Genomic DNA, 25,559 nt, shown 5'->3' on the forward strand with positions numbered 1-25,559 from the left:
AAGATGAAACACTCAACTCAATACGTTGAAGCTAATTTTGATGGACTTGTCGGCCCTACTCACAACTACGCCGGCCTGTCTGATGGTAACCTTGCCTCAAAAAATAATAAAACCAAAGCCTCTAGCCCTAAGCTCGCCGCAAAAGAAGGCTTAAAAAAGATGAAAGCTTTGCATGATCTGGGCATGACTCAAGGGGTGATTGCTCCGTTAGCTCGCCCTGATATTGGTGCGTTACGCCAGCTTGGTTTTACTGGAGATACTGGCTCTGTTCTCAAGCAAGCCGCCGCTCACTCTCCGGCACTGTTAGCGGCCTGTTGCTCGGCCTCAAGCATGTGGACCGCCAATGCCGCTACCGTATCACCCAGTAGCGATACCGCTGATGGCAAACTGCATTTCACACCGGCAAATTTGATCAACAAATTCCATCGCTCTATCGAACATCCACAAACGGGGCGTATTTTAAAAGCCATGTTTAACGATTCAAGTCACTTTGTTCACCATGACGCCCTGCCTGCTAGCCCTTACTTTGGCGATGAAGGTGCAGCCAACCATACCCGTTTTTGCCGTGAATACGGTGAACAAGGGGTTGGGTTTTTTGTTTTTGGTGAAAGTGCTTTTAACCGCGCTCTGTCAAAACCTAAAAAATTTCCAGCAAGACAAACGCTAGAAGCCAGCGCTGCAATTGCTCGCACTCACTCATTAGCCGACGATAAAGTAGTCTTTGCCCAGCAACACCCTGATGTGATTGATGCTGGCGTATTTCACAACGACGTTATTGCCGTTGGCAACCGCGATATCACGCTCTGCCATGAAAAGGCGTTTTTAAACAAAGACAGCGTTTATCAAAGGCTAAACGAGGCGATGGATAAGCCACTCAATATTATTGAAGTGCCGCAATCTGCCGTGTCGGTAGAAGATGCAGTAAACAGCTACCTATTTAATAGCCAACTGCTCACTTTGCCAAATGGCAAAACCGCTTTAGTCGTGCCAAGAGAATGCGAACAAAACCCGCAAGTATCGGATTACTTGCACTCTTTGATCTCAAGCCAATCAGGCATAGATAAATTATTGTGCTTCGATCTAAAACAGAGCATGCAAAACGGCGGCGGCCCAGCATGCCTGCGTTTGCGCGTGGTCTTGTCACCAAAAGAACTCAGCGCAATGAATCAATCAGTGATTATGACCGATGACCTTTTCAGTCAATTAAATCACTGGGTAGAGCGTCATTATCGAGACTCTATCACCGCTCAGGATCTATCCGACCCTATGCTGCTGAGTGAAAGCCAAACCGCTCTTGATGAACTGACCCAAATACTCCACCTTGGCAGTGTGTATGATTTTCAAAAAACCGGTGAGTGAGCATCAATTTATTCCCCTTTATAAATGAGTTTAGTGATAGAAGGCAAAGTAGTACTACTTTGCCTTCTGCTTTTTTATCGAATAAAAATCAATAAAAAAAACATAAAAACAATAACCTATGAAGACCCCATTAAATAATTGAACGATCATTCAATAATTAACTTGAACGATCGCTCAATAGGCACTATAGTTCTCTCCATCGACGGGAAACACGCCGCCTATCAGCTGGGTTTCATTAATGAGATACCTGACGCTGCAATCAAGCACAATTAATTTATTGGGGTAATACAATGAGCACATTCAAATTCCACACAGTAGAGACAGCACCAGAAAAAAGTAAACCAATGCTAGAAGGCGCAATTAAGCAAGTGGGCGCCATTCCTGGGTTATATGCGGTCATGGCTGAGTCTCCAGAAACATTCAAAGCGTACCAACAAATTCACCAACTCTTCACTAACACTTCATTTGATGCAGAAGAGCTCACTGTTGTGTGGCAAACCATCAACGTGGAACATGAATGCCAGTTTTGTGTACCGGCACATACCGCGATTGCACATTCAATGAAAGTTGATCCTGCGCTAAGCGAAGCACTACGTAATCAACAAGCAATGCCAACGGCTAAACTGCAAGCATTGCACGACTTTACTTTGGCTATGGTACGTGAGCGTGGCAATGTCTCTGATGCGCAAATGGAAGCATTCTTTGCCGCAGGTTATGGTCAGCAACAAGTGCTTGAAGTGATCCTTGGTTTATCACAAAAAGTGATCAGCAATTACGTAAATCACGTTGCAAAAACACCAGTAGATCCTATGTTTGAGCAGTTTGCTTGGACTAAAAAAGCATAATTGTTGTGTCTAAAGCACATAATAGAAAATAAGGAATAGAAGATAAGACACATCAACAACGTCTTATTGGCTATTCCTTGATTAAATAACTTAGGTAAATAGATTGTAGTTAAATAGCTTACTTAAATAACTTAGTTAAATACCTTAAAAGCACAGCATACTTCCAAAGCGGAGACTCATTATGAGCAACAGAATCAAACTCGACATTATTTCTGACGTTGTCTGCCCTTGGTGTATTGTTGGTTTCAAGCATCTTGAAGCCGCCATTAACGAGCTTGGCATTCAAGACCGCGTTGATATCGAATGGCAACCCTTTGAACTCAACCCTGACATGCCAGCAGAAGGGGAAAACCTGCGCGATCATGTTGCACGCAAATATGGCGCATCACGCGAAGACAGTGATAAGGCACGGAACAATATCGCCGAGCAAGGGGCTCAATATGGCTTTAAGTTCGATTACTTTGAAGAGATGAAAATGGTCAATACTCGCGATGCACATGTTCTTTTAGAGCATGCCAAGCTATTTGGATTACAAAGTAAACTTAAAATGCGTCTGTTTTCCGCTTTCTTTACTGAACACAAAGATGTATCAGATCGCGAAGTGCTACTCAATGAAGCGCAAGCGATCGGTATTGCTAAACAAGGTGCGGCATTGGCACTTGATGATATTGAGCTTAAAAATTCAATTCAAGCTATCGAAGAGCAATGGCATCAAATGGGCGTAAGCGGCGTTCCTACTGTGGTATTTAACCGACAAAGCGCTATGACTGGCGCACACCCACAGCAATCATTTAAACAAGCGCTGCAAGAACTTATAAAATAAATACAAATTGCTATAACAGCTAACTAGAGTGAGTACCTACTATGAATTCCGAGATTATTCTATTTGATATCAATGAAACTGTTTTGGATCTGAGCTCACTCAAACCCGGTTTTATCACAGCGTTTTCTCAGCAAGATGCCTTGTCACTGTGGTTTTCACGCCTGCTACACACCTCTACGGTATGCATCGCTACTGGAGTCCGTAGCGATTTTGCCACGCTAGCGGCAATAACACTCGATAACGTAGCAACGTATTACAAAGTCACTTTAAGTGATAAACAAAGAACTGAATTGCTAAAAGGATTTGCTAACTTACAGGCCCACTCAGACATTAAGCCGGCACTGAGCAAATTAAAACAACATGGCTTTAAAACCGTGGCTTTTTCTAACTCATCGTCTGCATTAATCAATCAACAAATTGCCCAAGCAGATTTAGCTGAGTATTTTGATGAGGTGGTTTCTGTTGAGAGCACTGGCAGCTTTAAGCCAGATGCAACGGTGTACCAATTTGTCGGCCAACAACTGGGCGTTGCCAAAGAGAATTTACGTTTAGTGGCGACGCATGATTGGGATACGCATGGTGCAATGTCTCAAGGACTAAAAGCCGCATATATCGCTCGCACTGCAGCCTTCTATAATCCGCTCTATCTCAAACCGGAGATACAGGGAGATAACATGCTGGAGATCGTCGAGCAGATAATTTCGGCATACAAGCCCGCTTAAACATTAGTGTGAGTAAAGCAACTCTGTGACAATAATGTTCAACGCATTTATCTGCGGCGTTTTCTTTACCCATCCATCAATACTCTTTAAGATTGAACATACGTTCAAAGAAATGGGCATCATCAATGGCAAAAACGGCACAGTTCGATCGCAATGAAGTGATTGAAAAGGCAACAAATCTATACTGGAAAAAAGGCTACCATGCGACCTCTATGCGCAATCTTCAAGATGAAATTGATATGCGACCAGGTAGTATCTATGCCGCTTTTGGTAGTAAAGATGGCTTATTTAAAGAGGCACTTAAAAACTACGCCCAACATGGATTGGCTAGCATTGAATTGTGTCGTCAGGGTAACGCTTCTCCATTAGGGGCGTTGAAAGACTTTGTCAAAGCGCAAGTCATTGAAACTGCACAAGGCGCACCCAATGGGGTGTGTATGTTAGCGAAAACGTTAAGTGAACTGACTAGCGAACATCAAGAATTACTTGATGAGACTAAAGCTCATCTTAGTAAAGTGGTGGATGAATTTGTCAAACTCATCGAGCAAGCTCAACAAATGGGAGAGTTGGATAAAGAGAAAAGTGCGACAGATCTTGCCAACTATCTTCAAATCCAAATAACAGGGCTACGCACCTTTGCAAAAATGAACAATGATAAGGTTGTGCTTGAAAGTATTATTGACGATATATTCGCACATCACCCATTTTAATTTCCGAGTTTTATCACGCGTAAATGCCCAGCAAATCTTAAGAAAAGAGTTATAAAAGACTGATTTTCTTATTTCTTATTGGCATGACTAAGCATTTACAAGTAGGCTTATTGAGTAGTCATAATAAATATCAATAATTGCTCACTACGAGAAAGGCTTTTTAAAGCCTCATATCATTAGGTCTACTTTGTATCAGTTGGCAAACTTACGCATCTCAGGCCCACTCTCCAAACCCAAGACTATCCATCTTGGGTTTTTCTTTTTCCGAGCGATTTCTAGAGACATACTGATATCAACTTCATTAGCAAATAATCACCGCAAACAGACTAGTACTTAGTCTGCTCATTTGCATGAGTGGCGACTCCAAGTCGGTTCCATGCGTTCATCATGGTGCAAAGCACCAATAACTGCGCAATCTCATCCTCTGTAAAATATTTCTGTAATGTGAGATAAGTAGCATCAGTGACTCCTTGAGCGGAAATGTGCACCATCTCTTCGACAAGGGATAAAACAGCCCGTTCTTTTTCAGAAAATAGAACTGATTCTTTCCACACACTTAACGCAAAAATACGCTCCCGAGATTCCCCACGTTCAAGCGCTGCTTGGGTATGGATATGAATACAATACGCACACCCATTAAGTTGAGATGTTCTCACTCGAACAAGCTCTTCTAAGATCGAATCAAAGCTACATTGTTTTAAATAGGCCTCGACAGCAAAAAATGCTTTGTAAGCCGCTGGTTGGCTCGAATAAATATTAACCCTACCCATTGTGATCCTCGTTACATATGCACGTGATTATTGTTCGCTGTTATTTATATTAGACTATGATAAAAATTCACTGAATGATGAATGTTTTCAAGTATATAGCCATAGTCATTTTATACCTATTCTTCAGTATGTAAGAGCCAAATGTCATTATCAAAAAAAATTGTTTTTACTTTATTGCCTCTTCTCATAGCAATAATCGCGATAAGCTTTTATGGTCAATGGCGATACGTCCTACCTACCTTTCAAAAACTAGAGCAGCATGACGCTATCACCAACTTTGAACGCGTTGCTGCCAATCTTAATAGTGATATTGAAATGTTAGACTTACTCAATAAAGATTGGGGGGCTTGGGACGAAACCTACTCTTTCATACAAGGGCACAACCCTAAATATATCGCCTCCAATCTAGGTATAGAATCATTTCGCAATGGTAAGTTTGACTTCCTGTTTTTTTTCAATGAAAGTCATTATCTTATATGGCAAGGCATATACGACAGTAATCGCAATACCTTAGTCAGCGATGATCGTTTTACACAAAGCGTCATTGACCGACTGCAAACTAAATTTGCCAATGTGACCTCTCCAACAATCAATGCCGACGCTAATTACAAAGGGCTTATTTTACTCAACCAAAGACCGGTGGCCTATTCTATTCGTCCTATTTTAATGTCGAATGAAAGCGGCCCATCGAAAGGATTAATTGTTCGCGGACGCTATGTTGATACCGAATTAGTTTCAGATATCATTGAACAAACTCATGTTCGATTCCAACTGATCCCCATAGATAATAAATCTATTCAGGTGAATAACGAGTTTCTAATTGAAGAGTTGGGCAACCATACGCTTGAAGTTTCTCGCTATCTCTTTAGTGATAACAAGCCCATTATGTTAATGAAATCCTACTTTCAAAGGGATATTAGCCAGCAAGGTACCGTGGCTATTCAATCGGCGATCATAATCAGTACTCTACTTGGTATCCTGCTGTTAATCGCGGTTTGGTTTATTCTTAAAAAGATCGTTATTGCCCCTATCACCCAATTGACGGCCAGTGCCACCTCCATTACCTATACGCGAAACTACCAACAGCGTACCCACGTAAAATCAGACGATGAGATAGGTAAGTTATCGGAACAACTCAATGAAATGTTGCATGCTATAGAGAACCGAGAGCTTCAACTAGAAGAGATATTGAATAAAGTGAAGCGCTTATCGATGACCGATTCTTTGACCAATATTGCCAACCGTTTAAAATTTGATTCGGTATCGGATATTGAATGGCGCAGAATGAAGCGTGAAAGAAAACCTATGTCTATCATCATGTGCGATGTGGACTTTTTTAAACAATACAACGATCACTATGGGCACATCAAAGGGGATGAAAGCCTAATTTTAGTGGCTAAAGCACTGAATGAAACATTATCTCGCCCAGCCGATTTAGTGGCTAGATTTGGCGGTGAAGAGTTTGTATTACTGCTACCTAACACCGATATTGAAGGCGCGACTCATATTGCTGAAACTGCGCTGAATAAAATCTTATCACTCAAAATCACACACCCAAATAGTGAGGTCTGCCCTTATCTGACCGCCAGCTTCGGTATCGCCAGCATGGTCCCTTCGGTAGAAAACTCCATACTGCAATTAATTAGTGATGCCGATAAAGCTTTGTATCAAGCCAAGCAAAAAGGGCGTAATACTATTGAGGTAATCGCAAGTTCTCGCGCCGAAAGTATAAAACCCAGCGCGTAATATCTGCACCGATAAATCTCGACAATCCGTCCGATAGGTGTTAAAAATTTACATAAACAATGAACAGCAATTACTTATAAGTCATTAAAAATAAACGCATTTATCATTATTTTTAAACACAAAGGCGTTACATTCACCCTGATGTAAGAAATTATTTACGCATTTTGTAAATTTTTTCTACTTGCAATATATTGCTTTTCATTGAAAAAAGTGATTGAAAGTCATTTTTATCTTAGATAAGTTGCATGGAAGCAATAAATAAAAGACGTCGTTTCTGTATTTACACGCCAATGAAAATAAGTACAGATGTTATAGCGACAATTAATAAGGATTATTAAACATGTACCAAACTGATGACGTTCGCATCAATCGAGTAAAACAGCTGCTACCCCCTATCGCTATTTTGGAGCGCTTTCCCGCAACCGAAACCGCGACTCGCACCACCTATGAGTCTAGACAGTCGATTCATAATATCCTCAACGATCAAGATGACCGTTTACTGGTCATTGTTGGCCCATGTTCAATTCACGATCCTAAAGCGGCACTGGAATATGGCGAGCGTTTAAAAGTATTGCGTGATGAGCTTGGCGATCGCCTTGAAATCGTTATGCGCGTCTATTTTGAAAAGCCACGTACCACAGTCGGCTGGAAAGGCCTGATCAACGACCCATACTTAGATGATACTTATAAATTAAATGACGGCCTAAGAATGGCTCGTAAACTGCTTTTAGATCTTACTGATATGGGGCTTCCTACTGCGGGTGAATTCTTAGATATGATCACACCGCAATACGTGGGTGATTTGATCAGTTGGGGTGCAATCGGCGCACGTACCACAGAATCACAAGTACACCGCGAGCTAGCCTCTGGCGTCTCTTGCCCAGTTGGATTTAAAAATGGTACTGACGGCAATATTAAAATCGCCACTGACGCTATCCGTAGCGCAGAAGCTCAGCATCACTTCTTATCAGTAACTAAGTTTGGTCATTCTGCGATTGTAGAAACAGCCGGTAACCCTGATTGCCACATCATTTTACGCGGTGGTAAAGAGCCAAACTACAGCGCAGAACATGTTGCTTCTATTAAAGGGCAGCTGAACGCCTCTAAACTGCGTGAGAAGGTGATGATCGACTTTAGTCATGCCAACAGCAGTAAGCAATACCAACGTCAAATCAACGTTTGTCAGGACGTATCAGCGCAAATTGCTGGCGGCGAACAAGCCATCTTCGGTGTCATGATTGAATCGCACCTGGTTGAAGGCCGACAAGATCTGGTTGATGGCAAAGTGGACACGTACGGGCAGTCTATTACTGACGGATGTATTGGTTGGCAAGACACTGAAAAAGTACTGTATCAATTAGCCGATGCGGTAGCTCTGCGTCGTCAGAACTAAACCCCTTTTAAGCAAAATAAAACGCCCTAGCACAATAATCTTAGTGCTAGGGCGTTGTTTATTCAGTCTCTGTTTTATCACATATCACGCTTTGTTGTTGTCGTGATTCTCTATTTCACGCTACCCAGTGCCTTGATCAGCGCAACTAACTCATCTTCCGTTTTCGGCTCTTTATGAAAGTCTACCTCAGGTGCTGCGCCACCTTTTAAGATATACGCTTTTGTGCCGCAATGATCATAGTGATACCAAAGTCCATCTACGCATACGTCCGTGTAACATCTAGGGTCTTGTTTTAGTTCCATGCGAATACTCCTTTGTTCACACTTTATTAACAACTCCACCTTAGTTCAGATATCTATTCAAAAAAATGATCTAGATCAATAGCGAACCAATGATGTTAATCAATTGTAATAAACAAGCGCAAACTCTAATTCATTAAAAATCTACAGTAACGAAAGCAAAACACCATAACCAATAAAGCTTGCCACTAAAGCAACGATGGGCAGTTTTAATTGTTTCAGCAAAAAATACCCAATCAATACAATGGCAAAATCTTGCGCTCCAACAACGGCGCTGACAAATATCGGTTGATACAGCGCGGCTATCAATAAGCCAACCACCCCGGCATTCACCCCTTTTAGTGCAGCCGCAACACGAGGGATTGACGCCAAAGATTGCCAATTGTTGATAACGGTTAAAATCAATAAAAATCCCGGTAAAAATACCGCTGCAGTTGCCACTACAGCGCCAAGGATTGGCTGCTGCGGAAGTAACTCATAGCCTAAATAGGTGGCAAAAGTGAACATGGGTCCCGGCACTGCTTGCGCCGCCGCATAGCCCGTTAGAAAAGTGTCTGTGGTCAGTTGCTCTCCCACCGCATTTTGCAACAGAGGCAACACCACATGACCGCCACCAAACACTAACGATCCCGCATAGAAAAAATCATGGAACATCTGCAAAATCGGCGTTTGTGACGCCACAAACGGGCCAACAATCAATACCGTGGCAAACACAACTAATGGCATGATAGAAAGCTTGCCTGTATCAAGCCTTGCTGTTGCGCTCTCTAGGGCTTGCTCCTTAAACCACAGCGAACCCAACACGGCACATACCAATAACGTCACCACTTGCGCCATTATTCCGCTAAATAGCAACATAGAAACTGCCACAAAAAAACACAACATAATCGCGCGTTTGCTTTGGCAGAAATTTTTATACATGCCAACGATGGCATCCGCCACTACCACTACTGCTAGTAATTTTAGGGCATGCATAATGGCGATAAACACAGAGGTTTCCAACAAACGACTGCTTAGCAACGCCAGCCCTATCATCAACGCAATAGAAGGCAGTGTAAAACCCAAAAATGCAGCAAAAGCGCCTGAGATGCCGCCTTTTTTATACCCTAAAGCAAAGCCAACCTGACTTGAACCTGGCCCAGGAAGGAACTGACTTAAAGCCACCAGCTGAGCGTATTCTGCATCTGTTAGCCATTGTTTTTGTTCCACAAAGGTTTTCCTAAAATAGCCAATATGAGCCGCAGGTCCGCCAAAACTGACCCAGCCTAAAGCAAAAAATATCTTAAAAATTGACAACATACCTAACCACTCACCATTAAAGTCAGGCATACAATATGCGACCCACCACTATGATTCAAATTAATAGTATTGATATATACTATGAACAAAATAGGATTAGATAATTAATCAATAGCCGTTCAGGGAGCAGTGTGTGAGCGAAATTAATTGGAAAGGTGTCGACCTTAATTTGTTGATTGCTTTTCAGGTACTATTAAAAACTCGTAGCGTATCGCAAGCGGCCAGCGAACTGCATATTAGTCAGTCTGCGATGAGCCATACCCTTGCGCGACTGCGTAAATTGTTGGGCGATCCCTTGTTCCATCGCCGAGGACATACCATGCAACCCACAGAGCGCGCATTGTCTGTGGCTTCTAATGTTGAGCAGATTTTAGCGATCGTTAAAAACAACATCTTACAGCCGGAAGCCTTTTGCGCTGCAACCTTTCAAGGCACCTGTCGCATCGGCATGACCGACTATGCTGAATTTGTATTTGCTCCTGTGCTATTTGATGCTCTCACCCAACAAGCGCCACATGTACGAGTCAGTTTTATTAATGTAAACCGACATAACTTCTCGGAAATAATGGAAAAAGAACGCCTAGACTTAGTGATAGGCAGTTTTCCAGAGTTAGACACGCGTTTTCAGTCTGCGACCTTATATCAAGAAAGCCATGTTTGTTTATTTGATGCCAACACTACAGGTCTTAGTGCGCCACTCAGTGTGGACGATTTTTGCAAAGTGCCGCACGCCTTAGTCAGCGCCGATGGCAATTGGAAAACCCCCATTGATGCAGAGCTTGCAACACTCAACCATCAACGCCAAGTGCAAGTGATCTCACGAAATTTTTTAACGATTGGTCAACTCATTAAAGGACGAAATTTAATCTGTATCGTGCCAAAACTGATGTCGTTAATTCCATTTATTGCGCAAGGGTTAACACGCACTGAGCCTGCCATTAAGGTCAATGACTTTACAATCAGCATGGTGTGGAAAGACAACCCGTTAAATGATGATAAACTACAGTGGTTACAGTCTTTAGTAACCGATGCCGTACAAAACAATAAACTCAAGGAAACCCATCCATAATGGAATCAACCAATAGTCAGTGGTTTAATTTTTTTAAGATCACCGAAAGCCCAATTTTAAATGAAATCCTGCTGATCACTATCTTGAGTTTGATCTTTTGGATTGCTTGGACAATTTTGATTGGCCACTTAGAAAAAATTGCCAATAAAACCCGAATTGTTTGGGACGATGCGGTATTGCACGGCATCAAAACCCCAATCAGTACCTTGATATGGCTATGGCCGGGTACAGTATCTCTAGGCTTAGTGCTGGAGCGTTATTTTGATCATAGGTTTGATTGGCTATATTCTTCAAAGCTCATCTTAGTCATCTTTATAGTGGTGTGGGCCCTATCTCGCATCATCACCAATTTTGAAAACCAAATCCTTGAAAAACAAGGGCGAGATGTAACGACAGTGCAGGCTGTCGCCAAGTTAGTGCGCCTATTAGTGATCATTATTGGTGTGCTCACGGTCATGCAAACCCTTGGCCTAAGCCTATCGGGCTTACTGACCTTCGGTGGTGTCGGTGGTTTGATTGCAGGTTTAGCGGCAAAAGATCTGCTGTCTAACTTTTTCGGTGGCATGATGCTGTACTTCGACCGCCCATTTAAAGTCGGTGACTGGATTCGTTCCCCTGATAGAAACATCGAAGGTACAGTAGAACGCATTGGTTGGCGCATGACCAAGATTCGCACCTTTGATAAACGCCCTTTGTACGTACCCAACTCAGTATTTAGCAATATTGTGGTCGAAAACCCATCACGCATGACCAATCGCCGTATCTATGAAACTATCGGACTTCGCTATTGTGATTCGAGTAAAATTGAGAAGGTGATCAGTGAAGTTCAGCACATGCTAAAAAATCATCCTGATATCGATGCTAATCAAACTCTAATGGTTAACTTCACCACGTTTGGCCCATCTTCATTAGACTTTTTTGTGTACACCTTTACCAAAACCGTCAATTGGGCAAGATTCCATGAAGTGAAGCAAGACGTACTGATGCAAATCATGCAGATCATCCAAGACAATGGTGCTGACGTCGCCTTCCCAACTCAGACGCTGAAAATAGAGCAAATACCAGACCCTCTGTCTGAATAAGCAATTTCAGATACCCACTAGCCACTCGTACCAACATAATTCTTAATGCAACAGCTGAGGATTGTGTTGGTATTCATAGAATGCCATCTCATCATGTTGAAGCGTGCACTCCAACACCAAAAGCATTAAAAAGCCACCACCACTTTACCAACCGTTCTCTGTTCTCTTATTTCTGTTAGGGCATCAGCCGCTTGATCAAGAGAAATAATGTTTAGCTGAGGTATCAAAATCTCTCCTTGCTCTAAAAGTTGGTTAAAAGCATTACCTGCACTGACAATAGCATTGCGACCTCGACGATGATTTACATGTCCGGAACCCAGACTCAATTGATGAAAGCTTAGCCCTCTTAAAAACACATCCTCATACGCTTCGGGGCGTACAACCTGCACCAATTCAACCATCTGACCTTGATAGCCTAATACTTCACTGCATAAAATATCATTGTCACCACCGACACAATCCAATGCAACTTCCACCCCTGTACCTTGCATTATTTCATTTACTTCAGAAGCGACATCTGACTTAAGATAATCAATACAATGTGAGGCACCTAATCCTTTTACGTAAGCATGATTTTTAGTCGAACAAGTCGTAATTATCGTAGGTACTTTGTAATGTTTAGCTAATTGAATGGCAAAACTGCCTACACCACCAGAACCGCCTGCGATGAAAATGGAATCTCGGTTCGCAATATCAAGTTTGTCCACTAGCGCACACCATGCCGTCCAACCAGCACAAGGTGTCGCTGCCGCAACGGCTGAATCAATATTGGGATGCTCAATCAGAGTACGTGAATCATGAACAGCGTATTCCGCTAATCCACCTTGCGTGCGACGCATATTGCCGTGATATAAAACTTTATCGCCGACATCCCATTCGATAACTTTGTTACCTACTTCTACAATCTCTCCTGCAACATCAAGCCCACCAACAAAATTATCGTCCATGTTCGCGACCATCCCTTTCCATAAATACACCTTTGCATCTACTGGGTTAAGAGCGACAACGTCAACCTTTACCACCACATCCCACTCTGTCTCTATTTGAGGTTTAGGTAACGATTTGATAATAAACTGGTCACGGCTTGCATTGTAGGTAAGAGCTCTCATTTTAATTTCCTTTGATTTACTTATCTTTTACTTATCTGGTACCCAGTTTAACTTGTATCAACTATACATATAATTATGATTTGTACTGGTATTTATAACATGTATTTATACGCATACGTCCAGCTGCACCTAACACCTCTTATCCAATAGCAAACAAGCCCTGAACATTAATGTTCAGGGCTTGTTTCTTTCAGGTATTACACTTCTGAATTATTTCATTTTAATCAGCACTCTACCTTGCGAATTAATCGAACGGCGCAAGCTAAACTTTAGCGTTAAAGTCACAGAAATAGTCATGACTACAAAGATGGCAATCAATATTAAGATTTGATATTTGATGGCAAGAATGGGGGATGCTCCACCTAAGATCTGTCCGGTCATCATCCCGGGCAGTGTCACCAGCCCAGAGGCCGCCATAGAAGCTAAGATAGGTGCCAACGCCTTTTGCATTGCTGTGCGTACAAAGGGCAGTGTGGCGTATTCTGCAGGCGCTCCAAGCGCGATAGCCACCTCATACTCCTCACGGCGGTCTTCAAAAGCGCTGTAGAGATTCTGTAAGGCGACAATATTGCCACTCAGGCTATTACCCAATAGCATTCCTGCTAGAGGAATTACGTATTGCGCACTATGAACCGGCTCTGGCTGCACCACCATCCAAAATAAGAACAGCAGCACTGGTGCTAAACCAAACACCAAGCCACCCAATACAGGGAAAAACAGAGGCTTGCGAGGAAGCTTGGCTTTACCCACGATAGTGCTCGCACCTACCACAAGCATCACGGCTATCCACGCTAGATTAATCCACAAGCTATCAATGGAGAACAAAAACTCCAGATAAATGCCCACCAGCATAAGTTGGACAGCCATGCGTACCACCGACACTAACATCTCTTTACTCAGCTCTAATCGGTATACCTTATTGATGGCAAGCGGTATTAAAAGAAGTAAAGAAAACGCGGAGAGGCTCCACCAACTAATGTCATATGAGGACTGCATAAATTAAACCATAACAGAGAAAGTCATCAAGATAGCATCGTATATAAGCAGGTTTTGCTTACTGATACGCCAGATTTTTACTTGGTAAGGATAACACTTTTATGACCGATAGACTGCGATAGCTAAAAGGCGCGGCCAATAGCCCCTAACCTTGTGCCACATGTTATTGAGAAGACTGCCGAGAAGAATAATCAAGAAATCAACAGCATCGATATGTTTCAATTCATTTACTAAAACACTGTTTTATTAATTTTTGACAGCTTTTCCAGATTCTATATACTGAGCTCATCTCTCAAATAGATTTCAAAGCTTTAAAGGTAACCCCGTCGAGATGGACATAAGTATATTAATTGCCATGCTGTTGATATTTATTGGCGCATTTATTCAAACAACCACAGGCTTTGGAATGGCGGTTGTTGCTTCTCCCTTACTGCTTTACTTATCGCCGCAGTATATTCCTGCTCCTATCATCATTGTCGGCTTTTTCTTGGCTTCAATTAACATACATAAATACCGAGCTTATGTATCTTGGACTAATCTAAAGCGGACAATTATCGGGCTTCTCCCGGGAACATTATTTGGTGCAGGTGTACTTTATATTATCGATGTCAATCAATTGTCCTTACTGCTTGGCGGAGCGGTACTTGCCGCAGTGGCGGTAAGTTTGTTGCCAATTAAGATAGATGTCACCCCTAAGCGACTCATGATAGCTGGATTCTTTTCCGGATTTTTAGGCACTAGCTCTGGGATTGGTGGACCGCCAATGGCTCTATTATTGCAACATCAAAAAGTCCATCTTATCCGTGCTAACTTAGCGGCATTCTTTTGGGTGAGCTGCATCTTGTCTCTCTCCATACAGATTCCCATTGGTTACATGAGCATGCATCACCTGCTTTTAGCTCTGCCTTTAATTCCGGCAAGCTATGCTGGATACAAATTAGCGATTTTAGTTATCGACTACATCCCTCACAAAGTGGTTAGAAACATTTCATTAGTGCTGTGTCTTATCGCAGGACTGGGCGCTATCTCTTCTGGGTTGAAGATGATATAGGCTGCCAATATTAAGGATTCGTATATGAAAGAAAATATTTTATGGGTTGAACAAGCCTGGAAAGATACATTTGAAAAAGTGAAAACCACTAGCCAAGAGATGAAGGTACAGTTTCCTTCTATGACTGAAAACGGCATTTACAGTGACACTCACAAACCTTGGGCTTGGGTCGTCGGTTTTTGGCCTGGATTGCTATGGTTACTCTATGAAAAACAAGGCTATCAGCCCTTCAAAGACATCGCTATTGATAGAGAAAACACCATGGATGGGCCTTTGGATGAGTTTATCAATATTCATCATGACGTCGGTTTCATGTGGCAATTAACCTCTGTAAAGCAGTATGAATTATTCGGCAATGAGAAATCCAGAATACGCGCTTTACGTGCCGCAAGTCATCTAGCCAGTCGTTTCAATATCAATGGCCGATTTTTGACTGCATGGAATAACAATGATGTAAATAATGCCGATCCAAAAGGCCTAAGCATTATTGATAGCATGATGAACTTACCAATCCTATATTGGGCAGCAGAGCAGTTAGACGCCCCTAGATTCAAGATGCTGGCCATGGCACATGCCGACACCGTTATTAATGAATTTATTCGTGACGATGGCTCTGTCAGACATATGGTGGAGTTTGATTACTTATCTGGCAAAGTAAAAAAATACCATGGTGGACAAGGATACAATGAAGACTCTGCATGGAGTCGCGGTGCGTCTTGGGCGATACATGGCTTCTCTATGAGTTATCAATATACTCAAGAAGTTCGCTACTTAGAGACAGCAATGAAAACGGCCGATTTTTTTATTGATAATCTCAGCGATGATCATGTACCTCATTGGGATTTCAGAGCCCCTAGAACTGGCAGTACGCCAAGAGACACATCAGCAGGTGCGTGTGCCGCCAGCGGACTGCTTTTGTTATCCGATCTGGCCACAGACCAACTAAAAAAAGACAAATACCAAAACGCCGCTATCAAAATTTTGAAGAGTTTGTATGAAAACTATGGCACTTATAACGACCATACCAAGCAAGGCATTTTAGTCGGTGGTACCTTTAATTGCCCTCAAGGGTTAGGGATAAACTGTTCTTTGATTTACGGTGATTATTACTTCGTAGAAGGTCTATACAAGCTCAAAAATAAATTACAATTCGCATAAATTAAAGTAAGGGCTACCTTGATGTAGCCCTTATATCAATCACTTACTGTGATTCACTTTACAGAGAAACTCTTTGCCTGCTAATACGCCAGATTCATAATCGGCAAAAATATCATCTTTGTGACTCATGAGACCGCTACAGCTAAGCGGCTTACGAGGTGTGATCTCCCACAGATTCACCCCTTCTGGCGGTTTATTCATAAACCCCGAAATAGCGGAATGATTCATATAATGATTAAACAGCATTTCCACCGTGCGCGGCGTGTGCGCTTTAAAATTCATTTTCTGCGATTGATGAGCCAACATTTCGCTTAGCTTTTCAGTATCAGGAAGCCAGTTTTTAGGAATAGAATCTAACTTAGGAAAATGATGCTGTGCTTGAAGTTGATTCACTCTCGCTAAAAACTGTTCACTAATTTGTTTGGCTTTACTTCTAGCTTGTGAGGTTTTATGCGGCGCTGCCGTGGCAGAGCGAGACGAAAAACGTTGAATATAAGGTTCGATACCTCGGGAAAGATCTAGCTTTATTTTATCTAAGTTTTCGGACGACAGCGAAAAGTGAGGTTTTTGCGTCTCTCCAATCATTGTCTCCGTGGTAATTGCCACGATATTACAAGCACCTCGGCGATACGCCTCTTGCACTGGAATGGTCGCCGTCACACCGCCATCCACCCATTTTGCCCCATCAATTTCAATTTCTTGATGGTAGAGCATGGGAATGGCGCAGGTAGCACGCAAAACGTCATACCATTGTTCGGAAAATATTGGAAAGTAATAATCCTTCATTTCTTCCACATGGGTAACACAGGCTAAAGCTTGTTTATCTGAGCCTAAGTTTTTGGCGCCTTTCTTAATATCCAGTGGAAACTCACCGCTGTGTACAAATTGAAAAGCCCAGTCAAGATCCATAGCGGCTTGTTGTTTATGCATCAGTCGGTGAAAATCGAAAAAACGATTTTTAGTGGTGTAGTTGATGATGAAATCTAGGCCCAAACCTGGCTGTTTCGTCACAAAAGATGAAACATTTAGCGCCCCTGCGGATGTACCAATGTATAGGGAAAATGGATCGTAATTTGCCGCAATAAAAGTATCTAATACTCCTGCAGCAAACGCTCCTTTTTGCCCTCCACCTTGTACAACTAACGAATACTTACCAGTACACTCCGATAACATGTTCTTATTCCCTCATTGAACGTCAAACAAAAATACCGAGTAACCACTAAGTATTCAACTAGCGATTCACTCGGTATTCTCTTTTATGGGAAAAACTGGCGATTAATGCTCTGCACTGCCCAATTCAAGCAAGGTAGCATTGCCACCAACTGCAGTAATATTAATGGTACGAGTCCGTTCGGTAATATAACGAAGCACTAACTTAGGATCTTGAGCCACAGGCATTTTTTCCAATTCAACCTCAGCGATGAGCGGTGCTATTGCGCCAGTTTTTCGAGCCAGATGGCGATTCACTTCTTTTACAAAAGCATCCTCGCCCAACACAGTCGTGATGCGAACATCACTCTCGATCAATTGCACGTACTGATCGTATTCAACCAAGCTCAACACACCCGATGGTAAAGCCAAGCACTCAATTAGCTTTTGCACTTGCTCTGCAAGCTCATTATCTTGCACGCAAAGCACCACGCAGTTGCCTGCCATCAAAGACACACAAAGCTGAGCATAAAATGCCTTACTCACCGACATATTAACCGCGCTATCCGCAATAATCAGTGATACGCCACGACCTGCGGTGTACAGCTCGTTTGTTTCGCCGGTCGGACCGGGCATTAATACCGGCTCACTCAATAACTCAGAGCTGTGTTTATGGTGAAATTCCAATGGCACTTTCAAGTGGCTTAATGGTAAGGCTTTGGCCGCCGTCATAATCAACTGATAACGAGTGGCGTAAGGTACTTGATTCCATAACGACCAAGCTTGTTGCGCTTCTGAGAAGCAAATAGATGCATTTTTCATTTCTATACTCCTTGCTCATTGGTTTTCGAAGCTTGCTCACTTGTCGTCGCATTCGACGTAGCATCGGACTGATGGCGTTCTCTACAGGTATATTGAGTAAAGCGATATAAATAATTTGGCCCACCGGCTTTAGGACCTGTACCAGACAAGCCTTGTCCGCCAAATGGTTGAACCCCTACGACTGCCCCCACCTGATCTCGGTTGATATAACAGTTACCCACTCGTGCATTATGTTCAATCCAGCGATAGGTTGTCTCATTACGAGAATGAATACCCATAGTTAAACCAAACCCAGTGGCATTAATCGTCTCTACCACCTCTGCCATCTGGTTTGCCTTAAAAGTCACTATGTGCAAAATTGGGCCAAATTGCTCTTCTTTTAATACTGAAATATCGCTAATTTCAATCGCCGTTGGCGCAATAAACATGCCTTTGACACATTCATTGCTGAGCGGCACTTCTGCGACCACTTTTTGTGTTTTTCGCATCTCTTCAATGTGTTTGTGCAGTTTTTGTTGTGACGCGCGGTCAATAACCGGTCCCACATCAGTGCGATGTAAATAAGGCAAGCCGACTCTAAGCTCTTTCATGGCACCTTGAATCAGGTCAATGATGCGCGGAGCAATATCTTGTTGCACAAACAGAACACGAAGTGCCGAACAGCGCTGTCCTGCAGAAGCAAACGCACTTCGCACCACATCACGCACCACTTGCTCAGGTAACGCAGTTGAATCGACAATCATGGCGTTTTGACCGCCGGTTTCAGCAATAAACGGGACAGGTTCGCTATCGCGTTCAGCCAATGACAAATTGATGCGTTTCGCGGTCGCGGTAGAGCCGGTAAAAGCCACACCAGCAATTGCAGAATGCGAAGTTAAGGCTGCGCCAATTTCTGCGCCGCGCCCTGGCAAAAATTGAATGACATTGGCCGGAAATCCACAATCCAACATAATTTCAATCGTACGCGCAGCAATCAAACTTGTTTGCTCCGCAGGTTTAGCCACTACCGTATTGCCCGCAACTAGTGCCGCGGATATCTGCCCTAAGAAAATCGCCAATGGGAAGTTCCACGGACTAATGCAGACAAACACCCCTCTGCCGTGCCTTTCACACCACTGCAAATTGCCATCAAAGCCTGCAATGGATTCAGGACCGAGTTCACTGGCATTGCTAGCGTAGTATCGACAAAAATCGACCGCTTCGCGCACTTCATCAATGCTGTCATGAATGGTTTTTCCTGCCTCCATATGACAAAGTGCCACCAATTCAGCCAAATTTGCTTCTAGCTTGTCAGCCAAGGTATTCAAACACAGCGAGCGGCGAGCGATTGGCGTATTTCTCCAAGTCTCTAACCCAGATTGCGCAACGGCAACTGCTTCGGAAACATGATCAAGGTTGGCAAAAGAGATCGAGCCAACAATACGATCACTATCAAAAGGCGCAAGCACATCTTCTGCCTTGATCATCGTTTCGGATACACGAGATCCATTGATGATCGGCGCGCCTTGCCATTGCTTGTTTAAAAAGCTTTGCACTTGCTTTTCAAAAAGTGCCGCCTCACTTTCGATATCGATATTAATTCCGATAGAATTGACCCTTTCACCAAAGATCTGTGGCGGCAATGGAATTTGATCGTTATGTAAGGTGTTATTGGCGAGCAAGGTATCGACTGGGTGATGCGTCAGATCGGCAACCGGACAACGAGCATCCACCAATCTATGTACAAACGAACTATTCGCACCATTTTCCAGTAAACGTCGCACCAAATAAGGCAGAAGATCTTTATGGCTACCCACTGGCGCATAAATGCGAACAGGTTGCCCATATTTATCCATGACATGGAAGTACAGTGAATCTCCCATGCCATGCAATCTTTGAAATTCATAGTCGCTATGCTCAGCCATTTCGGCAATAGCCGTTACTGTATGTGCATTATGACTGGCAAATTGTGGGAAAATATTGCCACGTACACCCGGACTCAATAGAAAACGGGCACAGGCAAGGTAGGACATATCCGTCGCTTCTTTACGGGTAAATACCGGATAATTTGCAAAACCCGCCTGCTGCGACCATTTAATTTCACTATCCCAATACGCACCTTTAACCAAACGTAAAGGAATGACATCCCCCTGCTCTTTAGCTAACGCATTCACCCATAACAATACTGGCAAACAACGTTTAGAATACGCCTGTATTACTAAGCCAAACTTGCCCCAGCCTTTCACTTGCGGGTTGCTGTACACTTTTTCAAATAACTGCAACGACAGTTCTAAACGATCGGCTTCTTCTGCATCGATAGTTATCGCCACATCCAACTCAATGGCGCGAGTTAATAGCTTGATTAACGTGTCGTGCAGCTCAGTTAACACTCGATCACGATTTGCCACCTCATAACGAGGATGTAATGCAGATAATTTTATCGAAATAGAAGGGGCTGGACTTGAATCTGCACCTTGCGCACTTGCCCCTACAGATTCAATCGCCATCAAGTAATCATTAAAATACTTTTTAGCATCATCGGTAGTCAGCGCGGCCTCTCCCAACATATCAAATGAATGAGTGAAGCCTTTTTTACGCAGCGGCGCACCATTTTTCTGCGCTTCGGCGATATCCCGCCCTAAAACAAATTGATGGCCCATCACCTTCATCGCTTGATGCATGGCTTTCCTAATAATAGGTTCAGACATTTTGTTCATCAGTTTTGAAAGTGCAGAGCTTGGGCTCGTTTTTTCAGGATCATTAATACCGACAACTTTACCGGTAAGCATCAACCCCCAAGTCGAAGCGTTAACAAATACAGAGTCAGACTGACTTAAATGAGACTTCCAGTCTGCTACCGTCAGCTTATCTTTAATTAACGCATCGGCGGTTTCTGAGTCAGGGATGCGCATTAGCGCTTCAGCTAAACACATCAACAAGATGCCTTCTTGGGTATCTAAACTGTACTCCAACAACAAAGCATCGATCATTTGAATTGAGCGTTTATCCGCTCGAATAGCCTCAATTAATGAGGTTGTTTGACGCTCAATACGCTGCTTTTCCTCATCGGAGGGCGTGGCGAGCTTTAACAACTCTTTTAACCAAGTCGATTCATCCACCATATACATAGGTGAAATGAGAGACCATAACGTCTCTTTAGGTTGATCGATGAAATCGGGATTTAAAACACTAGATGCTGTAAACATTGCTTTTCCTCAGCTCTATAAAACCACCATGAATTTGGCGACAATCCTACAGAGCAAAACAAACAGCACAAAAGGGAGAATAAAAGAAATGTGATTACAGGCACTTAACAATAATAACAATTGTGATTAACACTGCGTTTCTTGGTATTTAACAAAAATTAGTGAATGGTAGACAGGCACAACAACACTCTATAGACTCTCAATCGCTGGTGTCATGATATCTTAGATTTCATGCTTTAAAGGGAATTTGGTGTAAATCCAAAACTGACGCGCAGCGGTAATTGAGAACGAACATCTGAGGGTAATATAAACCCACACACTGCAATATATACTGTGGGAAGTGAGATGCTAGGTTGTAGAGGTATCTACAGTGCTCATGAGTCCGAATACCTGCCAGTAACCAAAAATGCACTATAAGCATTTTATCACTACGCGTATTTAGGACTTAGAATTAACATGAAAAAAACCATTTTAGCGACAGCGATCATCTCGTTGTACGCACCCACTCTTTTCGCTCAAGAAGCAGACGCAACCCAAACTGATGAAACCATGGTTGTCACTGCAAACCGTTTTGAGCAACCTAAAACTTCAACTCTAGCCAATATCACTGTTATTGAACGTGAAGACATTCAAGCTATCCAAGCTGACAGTGCCATTGATGTACTGAAAACGCTTCCGGGCGTTGAAGTTACTCAGCTAGGTACAAAAGGCAACACCACAAGTATTTACCTACGAGGCACAGCATCGGCTCAAACACTTATCTTAGTCGATGGTGTACGCATCAATTCACCAACATCTGGTGGCGGTTCAATCGGTCTAATCCCTGCATTTGCAATCGAAAAAATTGAAGTTCTACGTGGACCAAAAGCATCTGTCTACGGCGCTGATGCGGTAGGTGGTGTTATCAGCATCACAACCACCTCTAAAGACAACGTACACGAAGTGTCATTGACTGGCGGCAGTAACCACTACCATTCTGAAGGTTGGCGTAGCGCAGGCGAAATCAGTGACAGCACTCGCGGTTCTTTTGTTGTCAATAATGAAGCATCCAAAGGATATGGTATCTCTACCTACTCTCCAGAAGGTGAAGATTACGGTTACAAATCTCAAGTTGTATTTGGCTCTCTAGAACATGATATTTCAGATAACTGGAGCGCTAACTTCTCAGGCTACAACCAAAACAGTAGCAGCGAGTTTCAAGCAACCACCAAAGACGAAACAGCACAAGATTTTTACTCTCTAACGGGCGGCCTTAACTATACAATCAACGACTTCCAGTCTTCTTTGCAAGTAAGCCACAGCAATGATACTCAAGGTACGCGTGATGCGGCTAAAACTCGTGCTGAAGCCATCCTAGAAGCTCAAAGAAACACCGTATCTTGGATTAACTCTTATAACTTCAACTCTCTGTTAAATGTGACAGGTGGTCTTGATTACTACAAAGAAGAAGTGGATCGTAGTGGTTCAAACACAACCAACTATGAAAAAACAGACCGAGATAACCGAGGTATTTTTGCGACAAGTTCACTGAACTTACATCCATTTATTCTTGAAGCGAGCATCCGAAATGATGACGACAGCTCATATGGAAGTAACACCACTTGGAACTTAGCTGCAGGCGTAACTATTGCTGATACGTACACCTTATCATTAAGCCATGGTACGGCTTATCGTGCGCCTACCTTTAATGACCTTTACTGGCCAGGTAGTGGCAACCCAGATCTAAAACCTGAATCTTCAGAGTCTACTGAATTTACCGTACAAGGTTACCATTCTTGGGCTTCTTGGAACATTTCCCTATACAACACTGACATTAAAGACATGATTGCTTGGGCACCAAATGCATCAGGTCAATGGCAGCCAGCGAACATCAATAAAGCTCAAATCAAAGGTATTGAAGCCAGCATTGAATTTGATACTTGGCTAATTCACCACACTGTTTCTGCTGATTGGAAAGATCCGAAAAACAAAGAAGATGGCTCACAGTTAGTTAACCGCGCGAAACAAAATTACTCTTGGATTGGTACGGCTAACTGGCAAGATGTGCAAACGTCATTAATTGCTAACTACGTAGGCGAACGTCCTGACAGTTCATCTGCATTCGCTAACATGATGGATTCATACATCACGTTAGACTTCGCACTGAAATACAGCTTCACAGACAATCTAGATGCTAGATTCAAAGTAAACAACTTGCTTGATGAAGATTACGAAGTTGCTAAAGATACTAACTCGTTTATGACTGACGAGTACTTTAAAGGCGCAGAGCGTAGCTACTACGCAGGTATTGATTACCGCTTCTAAGCGATAAAATCTACGCAAACAAAAAAAGGGATCTGACCAATGTCAGATCCCTTTTTATTTTTAAAACCATTGATTGAGAATCAAAAAGTGCCCAACTAGCGGCACATCTTTATATATCAAAGATAGAGGTTTACAGAATTGCTATTTGCAGTAAGTTGACTCAACTTTAAATTCAACCGTGTAATTCGTCGGATATTTCTCCGATACATAATCATGCACTTTCTCATCACACCAATCGACTGCTCTGCTTTTGCTCGTATAGCCATCACCCTTAGCATTCCAACACTGCTTTAAATCATGTTGTTGTTGATAACGAAATGGCGCATCAGAATCCGTAATTTTACAAGACGAATAAGTAAATACTGAAGAACCATCAGAATTGGTCACATTACACGATGAAAGCAAGCAAACAGCCAATAACACAAATATCTTTTTCATCTTATTCGCCCTGTTTTCTTTGATTTTTAAATAGCTCAGTAAACACCACTTTGGACTGGCAAGGCACTTCAAAGTAGTCGTGATCATTATTCAGCACTTGCAACTCAAGATCATGATAGCCTTTGCACGCATATTGAACGCCGGAAGTTGGGGCTAACTTCAGTGTTTCACCATAAATATTAATTGAAACCGTCTCGTTAGATATGTTTTGAATCGACAATGTCGGCAATTGAGTGATCACCACTTCAACACCATCTAGCGGCGCTACAATTTCGTTTGCTAATGCAGCGGAGGATATCACTCCCAACATCAAGGCAACTTTACTACTAAATTTCATGGCTATTCCTATACTGATGCAACCAACTCACCCTTTTGATTAATTTTGCAGATGGTGGCGCTATTGCCCCTAACAAAAGAAGATGTGATTGATTACGAGTTCATTTATCCGTCAAATTCGACGGCAAAATAAACAAATATCTAATGGAGCCAACTTTACTCCTTAATTTTTTCAACTCCAGAACGTAAAGATAACTTCTCAGATAGGGCGAGCCAGTAGATAGGACAAGCTAAGTTGAAGATTAATCAAAGTAATTAAGTGTTCAGAAGCAACACTGAAAGATGTCACAAGCCGCCAAATATTTCTCGTGTTGGGGAATTTAGATATAAAAACGGGACCTAACCTAAGTCAGATCCCGTAAAATCATTAAGCAACTCAATGTTAGCGTTACTGATCAATCATTATTATTTTATTAATTATTTTTGAAATTCTAACAAAGCTGCCAACGCTTGCTCAGCCTTAGCACTTTGCACAAAAATATGGTCATGATAAAAAGCAGCAATAACGTTCGCGCTAATGCCCTTTTCTGCAAGCTTAGTCGCAACCGCCGCCGTTAAACCAACCGCCTCAAGGCTTGAATGCACCGTTAACGTGATCTTTTTAAAACTGCCATCAAATGCCAGTTGCGCTTTTTCTGCTGCTTGTTTTTCTACAACTAAAGTCAGCCCTTCAGATTCGATAAAAGTGGCAATTGGATTTAACGCGACAAAATCTTTTAGCTCACCTTGTACTGTACAAAATACAAATTCATCATTTTGCAATTCTGGTTGCATTGATTCGAGTAGCTGAGTTAACTCTGTAATTCCTGACATCATAGGCCCTTTCTAGTGCTAATAGTTATACCAATCGTACTAAATAACTGGTCATTCTAGCTTGTTAAAATGCTCGATAAC

23 protein-coding genes and 1 riboswitch are annotated in these 25,559 nt (G+C 42.5%); of the genes, 12 read left to right on the forward strand and 11 right to left on the reverse strand.

Annotated elements, in window-relative coordinates; genetic code table 11:
• Positions 1 to 3 precede the first annotated feature (3 nt).
• From astB to VHA01S_RS14515, 5 genes are all read left to right on the forward strand, one after another.
• Positions 4 to 1,359, forward strand: a complete 1,356-nt coding sequence (gene astB / locus VHA01S_RS14495; RefSeq protein ID WP_023405106.1) for an N-succinylarginine dihydrolase — start codon at positions 4 to 6, stop codon at positions 1,357 to 1,359.
• Between the two features lie 290 nt (positions 1,360 to 1,649).
• Complete coding sequence (locus VHA01S_RS14500) at positions 1,650 to 2,204, forward strand: carboxymuconolactone decarboxylase family protein (RefSeq protein WP_023405107.1); 555 nt, start codon at positions 1,650 to 1,652, stop codon at positions 2,202 to 2,204.
• A 181-nt stretch (positions 2,205 to 2,385) separates the two neighbouring features.
• A complete protein-coding gene (locus VHA01S_RS14505) occupies positions 2,386 to 3,027 on the forward strand; it encodes a DsbA family oxidoreductase (RefSeq protein WP_023405108.1) in 642 nt (213 codons plus the stop codon).
• 41 nt (positions 3,028 to 3,068) lie between these two features.
• On the forward strand, positions 3,069 to 3,749 hold the full coding sequence (locus VHA01S_RS14510; RefSeq protein ID WP_023405109.1) for a haloacid dehalogenase type II: 681 nt from the start codon (positions 3,069 to 3,071) through the stop codon (positions 3,747 to 3,749).
• Positions 3,750 to 3,874: 125 nt separating this feature from the next.
• Entirely contained in the window at positions 3,875 to 4,459 is a 585-nt protein-coding gene (locus VHA01S_RS14515; protein WP_023405110.1) for a TetR/AcrR family transcriptional regulator, read from the forward strand.
• A gap of 326 nt (positions 4,460 to 4,785) precedes the next feature.
• Here the strand turns inward: VHA01S_RS14515 and VHA01S_RS14520 are convergent, their stop codons facing one another.
• Entirely contained in the window at positions 4,786 to 5,229 is a 444-nt protein-coding gene (locus tag VHA01S_RS14520; protein ID WP_023405111.1) for a carboxymuconolactone decarboxylase family protein, read from the reverse strand.
• Between the two features lie 141 nt (positions 5,230 to 5,370).
• On the opposite strand from VHA01S_RS14520, the gene VHA01S_RS14525 reads away from it, so the two are divergent.
• Positions 5,371 to 6,975, forward strand: coding sequence for a sensor domain-containing diguanylate cyclase (locus tag VHA01S_RS14525; protein WP_023405112.1), 1,605 nt, complete (start codon positions 5,371 to 5,373; stop codon positions 6,973 to 6,975).
• 340 nt (positions 6,976 to 7,315) lie between these two features.
• Positions 7,316 to 8,368: a 3-deoxy-7-phosphoheptulonate synthase AroG gene (aroG, locus tag VHA01S_RS14530; protein WP_023405113.1), complete on the forward strand. Its 1,053-nt coding sequence runs from the start codon at positions 7,316 to 7,318 to the stop codon at positions 8,366 to 8,368.
• A 110-nt stretch (positions 8,369 to 8,478) separates the two neighbouring features.
• On the opposite strand, the gene VHA01S_RS14535 is transcribed toward aroG, so the two are convergent.
• Positions 8,479 to 8,670 carry a thioredoxin domain-containing protein gene (locus VHA01S_RS14535; protein ID WP_023405114.1) on the reverse strand — a complete coding sequence of 64 codons (192 nt, stop codon included), beginning with the start codon at positions 8,668 to 8,670 and terminating at the stop codon, positions 8,479 to 8,481.
• A 141-nt stretch (positions 8,671 to 8,811) separates the two neighbouring features.
• Positions 8,812 to 9,966 (reverse strand): chromate efflux transporter, encoded by a 1,155-nt coding sequence (chrA, locus tag VHA01S_RS14540; protein ID WP_039971073.1) that lies wholly within the window; start codon positions 9,964 to 9,966, stop codon positions 8,812 to 8,814.
• Between the two features lie 133 nt (positions 9,967 to 10,099).
• Between chrA and VHA01S_RS14545 the strand changes: the two genes are divergently transcribed.
• Both VHA01S_RS14545 and VHA01S_RS14550 read left to right on the forward strand, forming a co-directional pair.
• Positions 10,100 to 11,035 (forward strand): LysR family transcriptional regulator, encoded by a 936-nt coding sequence (locus VHA01S_RS14545; protein ID WP_023405116.1) that lies wholly within the window; start codon positions 10,100 to 10,102, stop codon positions 11,033 to 11,035.
• Positions 11,035 to 12,117, forward strand: coding sequence for a mechanosensitive ion channel family protein (locus VHA01S_RS14550; protein WP_023405117.1), 1,083 nt, complete (start codon positions 11,035 to 11,037; stop codon positions 12,115 to 12,117). Before VHA01S_RS14545 ends, VHA01S_RS14550 begins: the two co-directional genes overlap by 1 nt.
• Before the next feature lie 125 nt (positions 12,118 to 12,242).
• Here the strand turns inward: VHA01S_RS14550 and VHA01S_RS14555 are convergent, their stop codons facing one another.
• The gene (locus VHA01S_RS14555; RefSeq protein ID WP_023405118.1) at positions 12,243 to 13,226 is read right to left on the reverse strand and encodes a zinc-binding dehydrogenase; all 984 of its coding nucleotides are present in this window, start codon (positions 13,224 to 13,226) and stop codon (positions 12,243 to 12,245) included.
• A 210-nt stretch (positions 13,227 to 13,436) separates the two neighbouring features.
• Positions 13,437 to 14,222, reverse strand: coding sequence for an ABC transporter permease (locus VHA01S_RS14560; protein WP_039971065.1), 786 nt, complete (start codon positions 14,220 to 14,222; stop codon positions 13,437 to 13,439).
• A 331-nt stretch (positions 14,223 to 14,553) separates the two neighbouring features.
• Between VHA01S_RS14560 and VHA01S_RS14565 the strand changes: the two genes are divergently transcribed.
• Positions 14,554 to 15,273, forward strand: coding sequence for a sulfite exporter TauE/SafE family protein (locus VHA01S_RS14565; RefSeq protein WP_023405120.1), 720 nt, complete (start codon positions 14,554 to 14,556; stop codon positions 15,271 to 15,273).
• 24 nt (positions 15,274 to 15,297) lie between these two features.
• The gene (locus tag VHA01S_RS14570; protein WP_023405121.1) at positions 15,298 to 16,431 is read left to right on the forward strand and encodes a YyaL domain-containing protein; all 1,134 of its coding nucleotides are present in this window, start codon (positions 15,298 to 15,300) and stop codon (positions 16,429 to 16,431) included.
• A 39-nt stretch (positions 16,432 to 16,470) separates the two neighbouring features.
• Here VHA01S_RS14570 and VHA01S_RS14575 read toward each other — a convergent pair whose 3' ends face one another.
• The 3 genes from VHA01S_RS14575 to putA all read right to left on the reverse strand — a co-directional run bounded on the left by VHA01S_RS14575 (position 16,471) and on the right by putA (position 21,587).
• Positions 16,471 to 17,604, reverse strand: coding sequence for a patatin-like phospholipase family protein (locus tag VHA01S_RS14575; protein ID WP_023405122.1), 1,134 nt, complete (start codon positions 17,602 to 17,604; stop codon positions 16,471 to 16,473).
• 102 nt (positions 17,605 to 17,706) lie between these two features.
• Positions 17,707 to 18,402 (reverse strand): hypothetical protein, encoded by a 696-nt coding sequence (locus VHA01S_RS14580; RefSeq protein WP_023405123.1) that lies wholly within the window; start codon positions 18,400 to 18,402, stop codon positions 17,707 to 17,709.
• 2 nt (positions 18,403 to 18,404) lie between these two features.
• Positions 18,405 to 21,587, reverse strand: coding sequence for a bifunctional proline dehydrogenase/L-glutamate gamma-semialdehyde dehydrogenase PutA (putA, locus tag VHA01S_RS14585; RefSeq protein WP_023405124.1), 3,183 nt, complete (start codon positions 21,585 to 21,587; stop codon positions 18,405 to 18,407).
• 190 nt (positions 21,588 to 21,777) lie between these two features.
• Positions 21,778 to 21,999: riboswitch (cobalamin riboswitch) on the forward strand.
• 44 nt (positions 22,000 to 22,043) lie between these two features.
• On the opposite strand from putA, the gene VHA01S_RS14590 reads away from it, so the two are divergent.
• Positions 22,044 to 23,891, forward strand: coding sequence for a TonB-dependent receptor domain-containing protein (locus VHA01S_RS14590; protein ID WP_023405125.1), 1,848 nt, complete (start codon positions 22,044 to 22,046; stop codon positions 23,889 to 23,891).
• A 141-nt stretch (positions 23,892 to 24,032) separates the two neighbouring features.
• Here VHA01S_RS14590 and VHA01S_RS14595 read toward each other — a convergent pair whose 3' ends face one another.
• The 3 genes from VHA01S_RS14595 to VHA01S_RS14605 all read right to left on the reverse strand — a co-directional run bounded on the left by VHA01S_RS14595 (position 24,033) and on the right by VHA01S_RS14605 (position 25,478).
• A complete protein-coding gene (locus VHA01S_RS14595; RefSeq protein WP_023405126.1) occupies positions 24,033 to 24,329 on the reverse strand; it encodes a hypothetical protein in 297 nt (98 codons plus the stop codon).
• Position 24,330: 1 nt separating this feature from the next.
• Positions 24,331 to 24,666: a hypothetical protein gene (locus VHA01S_RS14600; RefSeq protein WP_023405127.1), complete on the reverse strand. Its 336-nt coding sequence runs from the start codon at positions 24,664 to 24,666 to the stop codon at positions 24,331 to 24,333.
• A gap of 416 nt (positions 24,667 to 25,082) precedes the next feature.
• Positions 25,083 to 25,478, reverse strand: coding sequence for an ACT domain-containing protein (locus VHA01S_RS14605; protein WP_023405128.1), 396 nt, complete (start codon positions 25,476 to 25,478; stop codon positions 25,083 to 25,085).
• Positions 25,479 to 25,559: the final 81 nt, after the last annotated feature.

The organism is Vibrio halioticoli NBRC 102217 (assembly GCF_000496695.1).
In the GTDB taxonomy this organism is placed as follows: domain Bacteria; phylum Pseudomonadota; class Gammaproteobacteria; order Enterobacterales; family Vibrionaceae; genus Vibrio; species Vibrio halioticoli.

What these genes read in the sequence shown, in the direction of transcription:
- VHA01S_RS14605 (WP_023405128.1), bottom strand. Translation starts at nt 25,478, where the DNA reads ATGTCAGGAATTACAGAGTTAACTCAGCTACTCGAATCAATGCAACCA.
- VHA01S_RS14600 (WP_023405127.1), bottom strand. Translation starts at nt 24,666, where the DNA reads ATGAAATTTAGTAGTAAAGTTGCCTTGATGTTGGGAGTGATATCCTCC.
- VHA01S_RS14575 (WP_023405122.1), bottom strand. Translation starts at nt 17,604, where the DNA reads ATGTTATCGGAGTGTACTGGTAAGTATTCGTTAGTTGTACAAGGTGGA.
- chrA (WP_039971073.1), bottom strand. Translation starts at nt 9,966, where the DNA reads ATGTTGTCAATTTTTAAGATATTTTTTGCTTTAGGCTGGGTCAGTTTT.
- VHA01S_RS14560 (WP_039971065.1), bottom strand. Translation starts at nt 14,222, where the DNA reads ATGCAGTCCTCATATGACATTAGTTGGTGGAGCCTCTCCGCGTTTTCT.
- VHA01S_RS14500 (WP_023405107.1), top strand. Translation starts at nt 1,650, where the DNA reads ATGAGCACATTCAAATTCCACACAGTAGAGACAGCACCAGAAAAAAGT.
- aroG (WP_023405113.1), top strand. Translation starts at nt 7,316, where the DNA reads ATGTACCAAACTGATGACGTTCGCATCAATCGAGTAAAACAGCTGCTA.
- VHA01S_RS14520 (WP_023405111.1), bottom strand. Translation starts at nt 5,229, where the DNA reads ATGGGTAGGGTTAATATTTATTCGAGCCAACCAGCGGCTTACAAAGCA.
- VHA01S_RS14590 (WP_023405125.1), top strand. Translation starts at nt 22,044, where the DNA reads ATGAAAAAAACCATTTTAGCGACAGCGATCATCTCGTTGTACGCACCC.
- astB (WP_023405106.1), top strand. Translation starts at nt 4, where the DNA reads ATGAAACACTCAACTCAATACGTTGAAGCTAATTTTGATGGACTTGTC.
- putA (WP_023405124.1), bottom strand. Translation starts at nt 21,587, where the DNA reads ATGTTTACAGCATCTAGTGTTTTAAATCCCGATTTCATCGATCAACCT.
- VHA01S_RS14550 (WP_023405117.1), top strand. Translation starts at nt 11,035, where the DNA reads ATGGAATCAACCAATAGTCAGTGGTTTAATTTTTTTAAGATCACCGAA.
- VHA01S_RS14535 (WP_023405114.1), bottom strand. Translation starts at nt 8,670, where the DNA reads ATGGAACTAAAACAAGACCCTAGATGTTACACGGACGTATGCGTAGAT.
- VHA01S_RS14565 (WP_023405120.1), top strand. Translation starts at nt 14,554, where the DNA reads ATGGACATAAGTATATTAATTGCCATGCTGTTGATATTTATTGGCGCA.
- VHA01S_RS14510 (WP_023405109.1), top strand. Translation starts at nt 3,069, where the DNA reads ATGAATTCCGAGATTATTCTATTTGATATCAATGAAACTGTTTTGGAT.
- VHA01S_RS14505 (WP_023405108.1), top strand. Translation starts at nt 2,386, where the DNA reads ATGAGCAACAGAATCAAACTCGACATTATTTCTGACGTTGTCTGCCCT.
- VHA01S_RS14515 (WP_023405110.1), top strand. Translation starts at nt 3,875, where the DNA reads ATGGCAAAAACGGCACAGTTCGATCGCAATGAAGTGATTGAAAAGGCA.
- VHA01S_RS14555 (WP_023405118.1), bottom strand. Translation starts at nt 13,226, where the DNA reads ATGAGAGCTCTTACCTACAATGCAAGCCGTGACCAGTTTATTATCAAA.
- VHA01S_RS14595 (WP_023405126.1), bottom strand. Translation starts at nt 24,329, where the DNA reads ATGAAAAAGATATTTGTGTTATTGGCTGTTTGCTTGCTTTCATCGTGT.
- VHA01S_RS14570 (WP_023405121.1), top strand. Translation starts at nt 15,298, where the DNA reads ATGAAAGAAAATATTTTATGGGTTGAACAAGCCTGGAAAGATACATTT.
- VHA01S_RS14525 (WP_023405112.1), top strand. Translation starts at nt 5,371, where the DNA reads ATGTCATTATCAAAAAAAATTGTTTTTACTTTATTGCCTCTTCTCATA.
- VHA01S_RS14580 (WP_023405123.1), bottom strand. Translation starts at nt 18,402, where the DNA reads ATGAAAAATGCATCTATTTGCTTCTCAGAAGCGCAACAAGCTTGGTCG.